Below are 8,292 nucleotides of genomic sequence, written 5' to 3' on the forward strand. Positions count from 1 at the left end.
AACCAGATGGGCGGTGCCGAGGGGGTGCTGGAGGAGCTGGTGCGCATTTTCCCCGAGGCGCCGATCTACACGTCTATTTACTGGCGGGAAAAGATGCCGGCGGCGTATCAGGCCTGGGACATCCGCACGAGCTTTCTGGACCGCTGGCCGCTGGTCAAGCGCCACCATCAACTGTTCCTGCCCATGTATCCCCTGGCCTTCGAGAGCCTGGACCTGCGCAGTTACGACGTGGTCATCACCAATAAGAGCGGCTTCTGCCACGGGGTGATCACCCCCGCCGGCACCCTGCACATCTGCTACTGCCTCACCCCCACGCGCTACCTGTGGAACACCTGGGAATACCTGGAGCGGGAACAGGCCGGCCGCGCCGCCCGCGCCGTCCTGGCGCCCTTCCTGCAGTACCTGCGGCTGTGGGACCGGCTGGCGGCGGATCGGGTGGACCGCTTCGTGGCCATCTCGCGGGAGGTCCAACAGCGCATCGCCCGCGTTTACCGCCGGCCGTCGGACATCATCTACCCGCCGGTGCATACCGAGCGCTTTCGGCCGGCAGATGGGCCGCACGATTACTATCTCATCGCCTCCCGCCTGATCCCCTATAAACGCATTGACCTGGCCGTGCAGGCCTTCAACCAGCTCGACCGGCCGCTGGTCATCGCCGGCGATGGGCGGGACCGCCGCCGGCTGGAGGCCATGGCCGGGCCGAATGTGCGCTTCCTCGGACGGGTCAGCGACGAGGAGCTGGCGAAGCTGATGGCCGGCTGTCGGGCCTTCATTTTCCCCGGCCTGGAGGATTTCGGGATCGCGCCGGTGGAAGCGCTGGCCGCCGGCCGGCCGGTGATCGCCTATGCCGGCGGCGGGGCGCTGGATACCGTCATTGATGGCCTCACCGGCGTCTTATTCCACGAGCAGAACCCGGCGGCGCTGGCGGAAGCGGTGCGCCGGCTGGAGGCGCTGGGAGAGGACCATTTCGACCCGCTGGAACTGCGCCGGCAGGCAGAACGCTTTTCCGCGGAGCGCTTCCGGCAGGAGTTTCGCGCCTACGTGGAGCGGGCCTATGCCGAACATGCGGCGTCCCTGCCGGCGCCACAACGGGCATGAACGTCACAGGAGGAAGCCGGGCGATGGAACTGCGGCGCTACTGGCACATCATCTGGAAGCGCTGGTGGATCGTGGTGGGGCTGTTACTGCTGACGGGCGTGATTTCCGCGCTGACCATGCCGGCGCGCCCGCAGATGTACCAGGCACGCCTGCGGGTGACGGTGGGCCTGAAGCCCGAGGAACGCGGCCCTACCACCTATACCTACGACCGCTACTACACCTGGCTGACGTCGGAATATCTGATCGACAGCTTCAGCGAGCTGGTAAAGAGCCAGTCCTTTGCCGATGACGTGAGCGCCCGGCTGGCCGGCACCAATCCCCCCATCCATGTGCCGGCCGGCGCCATCCAGGGCGCCACTGTCTCGGAACAGCTCCACCGCATCCTGACCATTACCATCACCTGGCCGAACCCGGAGGAACTGCGCGCCATCGCGGACGCGGCGGTGAGCGCCCTGCGGGAGGAGAACGCCAAGTATTTCGCCCAGTTGGGAACCGAGGGGGCGGATATTTACGTCATAGATGCGCCGGTGATCGCGCCGGTGGGGCCGGGCCTGCGCGAGCGGCTGGACCTGCCCATCCGGCTGTTCCTGGCGCTGGTGGCCGGCATTGCCCTGGCGTTCCTGCTGGACTATCTGGACGTCAGCGTGCGGGGTAAAGAGGATGTCGAGGCGATGGGCCTAGTGGTGCTGGGACAGATACCGACGCGCCGGCGCTTCCCCTGGGGCCGGCGGAAGCCGTAAAAAGGCCCTGCCTTTGCCCATGTGCCGTTCCTGTGGTACAATTTTACAGTGCAGTTCGGGAACGGGGTGGAGAATAGAGAGGAGAGGTTCGCGGTGGAACTGAAGGATTACCTGAAGATACTGCGCAAGCGGGGCTGGATCATCGTGCTGGTGGCGCTCATCGCCGGCGCCGCCGCCTTCGGCTTCAGCAAGCTCCAGACCCCTATCTACAAGGCCAATATCCAGCTCAGCGTCGAGCCGGCGCGCCTCGATTGGGGACTCAGCAACACCGTCAAAGACATCCTGCGCAGTTATGTGGTGCGCCTGAACAGCCACTCCATGGCCCAGAAGGTCATTGACCGCGCCCAGCTCGACATGACCACCGATGAGCTGAAGAGCAAGGTCTTCATCAGCTCCGACGCGTCCAACTATACCATCGAGATCGAGGCCCGGGACAGCGACCCACAGGTCGCCATGCAAATCGCCCAGACCATGGCGGAACTCTTCGTACAGGAGCGGGAGCAGTGGAACCAGGAGCAGGACCAGCGCGACCGCATCGTGGTCTCCATCGTGGACAATGTGCGGCGCGCCGAGATCCACACCCCCAAGACGAAGATGAACGTGTTGGTCGGCCTCATTTTCGGGGCCATTGTGGGGGCCATCATCGTCTTCTTCATGGAGTGGCTGGAATCGGATATCGTGCGGGCACCGGAGGATGTGGAGCGTTTCGTGGGATGGACAGTGCTGGGCACCATCCCCGCCGGCGTCGAATCCTCCGCCGGCCGGCGCTCCCGCCGCAAAGCCCGCGCCCTTGCATCACCTGAACCCTATCAGGCCCTGGGAAGAGGATCCAAATGACGGAATCGCATACCCAGCTCATCACAGTGCAGGACCCGCGCTCACCCATCGCCGAAGCCTACCGCACCCTGCGCACCAACCTGGAGTTTTCCAGCCTGGACAATCCCCTCCGGACCTTGGTGGTGACCTCTGCCGGCCCGGAAGAGGGCAAGTCCACCACCCTGGCCAATCTGGCGGTCACCATGGCGGAGGCCGGCCGGCAAACCATCCTGGTAGACTGTGACCTGCGCCGGCCGCGCCTGCACACCTTCTTCGGGCTGGATAACTCGCGTGGCCTGACCACCATGATGGTGGATGAAGGGGCGATGAAGGACCCGCCCCTGCTGGCCACCGGGGTGGAGAACCTCTGGCTCCTGCCCAGCGGTGCCCTGCCGCCCAACCCGGCGGATATGCTGGCCACCCGGCGCATGGTCGAGGTCATCGAGGCCCTGAAAGCGCGCGCCGACATGGTGCTCTTCGACGCACCGCCGGTCATCGCCGTGACCGATGCCGCCATCCTGGCGACCCGGGTGGACGGGGTACTGCTGGTGGTGAGCGCCGGCATTACCAAACGCGACTACGTGCTCCAGGCCAAGGAACTTCTGGAGCGCGTGAACGCGCGCGTGGTGGGCGTGGTGCTGACCAACGTCTCCTTTGACGCCACCCTGCACCGCTATTACGGAGAGGGATAACAGTGCATTTCCTTGCGGCGTGGGCAGATGGCTGAGGCAATGGACAGCAGTGGCTTGCCGGCGCTGGACGGTCGGATTGACCTGCACGCCCATATCCTGCCCGGGGAGGACGACGGGCCGCAGACCCTGGAGCAGGCGTTGGAAATGGCGCGCATCGCCGCCGCAGACGGCATCGCCTGCATCGCGGCCACCCCGCACAATGTGGGATGGACAAAAGCGGATCACCGCTCGCGCATCCGCCGGGAAACGGCGGCATTACAACAGCAGTGCCATCAGGCCGGCATTCCCCTGTGCCTTCTGCCCGGCGTCGAGATCTACATTGACTTCGATCTGCTGGAGCAGTTGCAGGATGGACGGGCATTTCCGCTGGCAGACAGCCGCTACGTGCTCCTGGAAATGCCCCACTCCGCGTTTCCTCTGTACACCGAGGAACTGGTCTTTCATCTCCAGGTCAAGGGCTATGGGGTGATGCTGGCCCATCCAGAGCGCAATGCCCTGGTACAGGCGAACCCGAGCATGCTGGCGCCGCTGGTGGAACGGGGAACGCTGGTGCAGATTACCGCGGCCAGCCTGGCCGGCCAGTTCGGGACACCCGTCGCGCGCACCGCGGCCTATCTACTGCGCGGCCGGCTGGCGCATGTCATTGCCACGGACGCCCATAACGACCACCGCCGGCGGCCGGAGCTTTCGACCGCTGTGGCCGCCGCCGGCGAGATCATCGGGCCGGCGGAAGCGGAACAGATGGTGCGGGATATCCCGCGCGCCATCCTGGCCGGCGAGATCATCTCCCCCGACCCACCCCTGAGCCGGGTGCGGCGGGGCAAATCCTGGTGGGTGCGGGCACTCAGCGGCCGGCACCTCTCGTCAGGCTGATTCGCGTACCACATTCATCGTCAGGAGAGGAAGCGATGAAAGGGCTGATCCTGAGCGGCGGAAAAGGGACCCGGCTGTATCCCATCACCTATACCAGCGCCAAACAGCTGGTGCCCATCGCCAATAAGCCGGTGCTCTTCCGGGTCATCGAGGCGATTGTGGAGGCCGGCATCCGCGACATCGGCATCGTCGTCGGCGATACCGCCGAAGAAGTCATGGAGGCCGTCGGCGACGGTTCGCGCTGGGACTGCCGCATCACCTATATCCGTCAGGAGGCCCCCCTGGGCCTGGCCCATGCGGTGAAAATCTCCCAGGACTTCCTCGGGGACGAGCGCTTCGTCATGTTCCTGGGGGACAACGTCATCCAGGGCGGCATCTCACCCCTCATCGCGCAGTTCGCCACCTCCGACTACAACTGCCAGATCGTGCTGAAGCGCGTTGAGCATCCCGAGCAGTACGGCGTGGCCGAGCTAAAGGACGGGCGCATCGTGCGCCTGGTGGAAAAGCCGCGCCATCCCAAGTCCAACCTGGCGCTGGTGGGCATTTACATGTTCGACCACCACATCTTTGAGGCGGTGAACGCCATCACCCCCTCCTGGCGCGGGGAGCTGGAAATCACCGATGCCATCCAGTACCTGATTGACCATGGCTATAAGGTCTACCCGCACATCCATGAGGGGTGGTGGATCGACACGGGCGCGCCGGGAGATCTGCTGGAGGCCAACAGCCTGGTGCTGGACGAGATCAACCACACCATTGAGGGGTATGTGGATCGGGATTCGGAGATCAACGGCAAGGTGACCATTCAGAAGGGCGCCGAGATTATCAACAGCAGGATCCGCGGGCCGGCCATCATCGGGGAATACTCGCGCATCGTCAACTCCTACATTGGCCCCTTCACCTCCATCTATCACCATGTGCTCATCGAGGACAGCGAGATCGAGCACTCCATCGTGCTGGAGTACAGCAAGATTATTGATATCCCTCAGCGCATCGAGGACAGCCTGATCGGCCGCAATGTGGAGATCCGGCGTTCGCCGCTGAAGCCCAAGGCCTATAAGATGACGCTGGGAGACAACAGCCGCGTCGGCATCCTGTGACGCCGGCGGCATCTCATACGAGGGAGAGGAGCATATGCCTGAGAAACGGACACGGGTCACGCTGATCTACCCGGGCATCGCCGGCTACGGCTTCAACTCCCTGGCCCACGGTATGGAAGCCGGCTGGGTCAGCCACGGCCTGGCGCATATCAGCTCCGCCGCCAAGGCGGAGGGCTTTCACGTGGATTTGATCGACCTGCGCGCCCTGAAGGGGTGGGAGGAGTTCGAGGCGGAGATCGCGGCGCGCCGGCCGGATGTCATCGGCGTCACCATGATGAGCGTAGACTTCAACCCGGCCAACGAGGCCATCCGTCGCGCCAAGGCCATCCTGCCGGAACTGGTCGCCGTGGTGGGCGGACCGCACCCCACCGTGGCCGTAGAGGAGGTCGCCGCCAACCCGGCCATTGACTACATCGTCCTGGGAGAGGGGGAGATCACCTTCCCCTGGCTGTTGAACGAGTTGGAAGCCGGCCGGCGGCCCGAGGACCGCGTCCTGCTGGGCCAGATGCCGGACCTGGACGCCCTGCCCTTCCCGGACCGCGAGCTGTTCCTGGAGGAGTGGCGCAAGCACGGCTACACGTTGGACTCCCCCGAGGTGCCCTTTGTGGAGGAACTGCCGCCGCCCTTCCTGACGATCATCGCCGGCCGCGGCTGTATGTACAACTGCAGCTTCTGCCAGCCGGCGGAGCGCAAGATTTTCGGCCGGCGGGTGCGCCGGCGCTCCGTCCCCAACATCATCCGCGAGCTCCAGGAACTGCGCGAGCGCTACCATTTCGCCAGCTTCATGTTCCACGACGACTGCCTGACCGAGGACCGCGAATGGGTCATCGAATTTTGCCAGGCCTACCGCGAGGCCGGCTTCACCCAGCCCTTCTTCTGCCAGAGCCGGGCCGATATCATCGTGAAAAACCCCGACATGGTCAAGCTGATGGCCGAGGTGGGACTGAAGGGGTACTTCATCGGGTTCGAAAGCGGCAATGACCGGGTCCTGCGCTTCCTGCGCAAAGGCACCACGCGCGCCATCAACCTGGAGGCGGCCCGCATCTGCAAGCGCTACGGCGTCAAAATCTGGGCCAACTACATGCTGGGCATCCCCACCGAAACGCGCGAGGAGGTCATGGACACCATCTCCATGCTGAAGCAAATTGATCCGGACTACTACAGCCCGGCCTTCTACACGCCCCACCCCGGCAGTGACCTGTACGATTACTGCATCGAGCATGATCTCTCGCTCATCACCAGCCACGATCAGTACCGCCGCAACCCGACGGAGATGAAGATCAAGGGCCAGGATTATACCTTCCTGCAGTGGGCGCTGGAGGAATCCCAGCGCCGTACCTGGTACAACCGCCTGCGGCGCTGGGCGGCGCGCACCTGGAAGCGCTATGCCAATCCGCGCAAGATCGTCCGCAAGCTGGGGCGGATGCTGGGATTGGCGCGCGGCTCCGCCCAGCCGGCCTGATCCTGACCACGCCTATCACGACCACGAGGGAGGATGGAAGCAACGTCACAATGAGAAACATCATGGTCACCGGCGGCGCCGGCTTCATCGGCTCCAACTTCGTGCACTATCTGCTGGAGAAGTACCCGGACTATCGCGTGCTGGTCTTCGACAAGCTGACCTACGCCGGCAACCTGGCCAACCTGGCCGACCTGGCCGGCCACCCCCGCTACCATTTCGTGCGCGGCGATATCTGCGACGCCGAGGCCGTGCGCGCCGCCATCCGCCAGTACGACATCGACACCATCGTCAACTTCGCCGCCGAGACCCATGTGGACCGCTCCATCATGGACGCGGATGCCTTCATCCGCACCGACATTTACGGCACCTACGTCCTGCTGGAGGCGGTCAAGGAGTTCCGCCTGGAGCGCTTCCACCAGGTCAGCACCGATGAGGTGTACGGCGAGGTACTGGAGGGTTCATCGGTGGAGACGGACCCCCTGCGGCCGCGCAGTCCCTATGCGGCCAGCAAGGCCGGCGCCGAGCACCTGGTGCAGGCCTACTTCGTGACCTACGGCCTGCCGGTCACCATCACGCGCGGCTCCAACAACATCGGACCGTATCAATATCCGGAAAAAGTGGTGCCCCTCTTCATCACCAACGCCATTGACGACCTGCCTCTGCCGCTGTACGGCGACGGCACGCAGCAGCGCGATTACCAATACGTGCTGGATCACTGCGAGGGCATTGACATCGTCCTGCACCACGGGAAGCCCGGCGAGGCGTACAACCTGGGCACCGGGGTCGAGACCCGCAATATTGACATGGCGCGCATGATCCTGCGCCTGCTCGGCAAGCCGGAGAGCCTCATCCAATTCGTGAAAGACCGCCCGGGCCATGATCGCCGCTATTCCATCAACTGCGACAAGATCAAGGCGCTGGGCTGGCGCTCGCGCCATACCTTCGAAGAGGCGCTGGAGAAGACGGTGCGCTGGTACGTGGAGCATGAGGAGTGGTGGCGCCCCTTAAAGAGTGGGGAGTACAAGGAATATTATCGCCGGCAGTACCTCCAGCGCTGATGCCCTCGCCTATTCCGGAAAGGGCCGGCCGGAGGGCGCGGCCCTTTCCCATCCCGCCGGCGGGCATATCAGGATGAATCTCATGAGCGAGGAAACCGAGCGCCTGGAAATTACCCCTTCCCTCTCCATCCCAATGGAAGAGCTTTCCTTTCATTTCTCGCGCGCCGGCGGCCCAGGCGGACAGCACGTCAACACCTCCGAGACACGGGTGGAACTGCGTTTCGACGTGCGCCGTTCGCCATCCTTGAACGAATGGCAGAGGGAGCGCATCCTGGAACGGCTGGGCACGTATATTGACTCCGATGGGGTACTGCATTTGTTCGCCGCCTCGCGGCGGAGCCAGCGGCAGAACCGGCAGGAGGTCATCGAGCGCTTTCAGAAACTGTTGGCGCAGGCCCTGCGCCCGCGCCGGCCGCGCCTGCCGACCCAACCGCATCCGGCGGCGCGCGAGCG

9 protein-coding genes are annotated in these 8,292 nt (G+C 64.4%); all 9 read left to right on the plus strand.

The genetic code is table 11. The features are described 5' to 3' along the window. Positions 1 to 1,098, plus strand: a 1,098-nt coding sequence (locus tag H5T60_08440) for a glycosyltransferase (GenBank protein ID MBC7242458.1), incomplete at its 5' end; no start/stop codon positions are given. After that, a complete protein-coding gene (locus H5T60_08445) occupies positions 1,095 to 1,838 on the plus strand; it encodes a hypothetical protein (protein ID MBC7242459.1) in 744 nt (247 codons plus the stop codon). The genes H5T60_08440 and H5T60_08445, both read left to right, overlap by 4 nt. Before the next feature lie 93 nt (positions 1,839 to 1,931). Then, positions 1,932 to 2,675: a hypothetical protein gene (locus tag H5T60_08450; protein ID MBC7242460.1), complete on the plus strand. Its 744-nt coding sequence runs from the start codon at positions 1,932 to 1,934 to the stop codon at positions 2,673 to 2,675. Then, a complete protein-coding gene (locus tag H5T60_08455) occupies positions 2,672 to 3,346 on the plus strand; it encodes a CpsD/CapB family tyrosine-protein kinase (GenBank protein MBC7242461.1) in 675 nt (224 codons plus the stop codon). Before H5T60_08450 ends, H5T60_08455 begins: the two co-directional genes overlap by 4 nt. Positions 3,347 to 3,373: 27 nt before the next feature. Then, on the plus strand, positions 3,374 to 4,219 hold the full coding sequence (locus H5T60_08460; protein ID MBC7242462.1) for a hypothetical protein: 846 nt from the start codon (positions 3,374 to 3,376) through the stop codon (positions 4,217 to 4,219). Between the two features lie 35 nt (positions 4,220 to 4,254). Next, positions 4,255 to 5,319, plus strand: coding sequence for a glucose-1-phosphate thymidylyltransferase (locus H5T60_08465; protein MBC7242463.1), 1,065 nt, complete (start codon positions 4,255 to 4,257; stop codon positions 5,317 to 5,319). A gap of 34 nt (positions 5,320 to 5,353) precedes the next feature. Beyond that, a complete protein-coding gene (locus tag H5T60_08470; GenBank protein ID MBC7242464.1) occupies positions 5,354 to 6,781 on the plus strand; it encodes a B12-binding domain-containing radical SAM protein in 1,428 nt (475 codons plus the stop codon). A 50-nt stretch (positions 6,782 to 6,831) separates the two neighbouring features. Next, positions 6,832 to 7,839, plus strand: a complete 1,008-nt coding sequence (rfbB, locus tag H5T60_08475; GenBank protein ID MBC7242465.1) for a dTDP-glucose 4,6-dehydratase — start codon at positions 6,832 to 6,834, stop codon at positions 7,837 to 7,839. An 82-nt stretch (positions 7,840 to 7,921) separates the two neighbouring features. Next, positions 7,922 to 8,292, plus strand: a 371-nt coding sequence (gene arfB, locus H5T60_08480) for an aminoacyl-tRNA hydrolase (protein ID MBC7242466.1), incomplete at its 3' end; no start/stop codon positions are given.

It is taken from the genome of Anaerolineae bacterium, from assembly GCA_014360855.1.
Lineage (GTDB): Bacteria > Chloroflexota > Anaerolineae > JACIWP01 > JACIWP01 > JACIWP01.

Coding starts and splice junctions, on each gene's coding strand:
- H5T60_08445 (MBC7242459.1), top strand. CDS start 1,095: ATGAACGTCACAGGAGGAAGCCGGGCGATGGAACTGCGGCGCTACTGG.
- H5T60_08455 (MBC7242461.1), top strand. CDS start 2,672: ATGACGGAATCGCATACCCAGCTCATCACAGTGCAGGACCCGCGCTCA.
- H5T60_08460 (MBC7242462.1), top strand. CDS start 3,374: ATGGCTGAGGCAATGGACAGCAGTGGCTTGCCGGCGCTGGACGGTCGG.
- H5T60_08465 (MBC7242463.1), top strand. CDS start 4,255: ATGAAAGGGCTGATCCTGAGCGGCGGAAAAGGGACCCGGCTGTATCCC.
- H5T60_08470 (MBC7242464.1), top strand. CDS start 5,354: ATGCCTGAGAAACGGACACGGGTCACGCTGATCTACCCGGGCATCGCC.
- rfbB (MBC7242465.1), top strand. CDS start 6,832: ATGAGAAACATCATGGTCACCGGCGGCGCCGGCTTCATCGGCTCCAAC.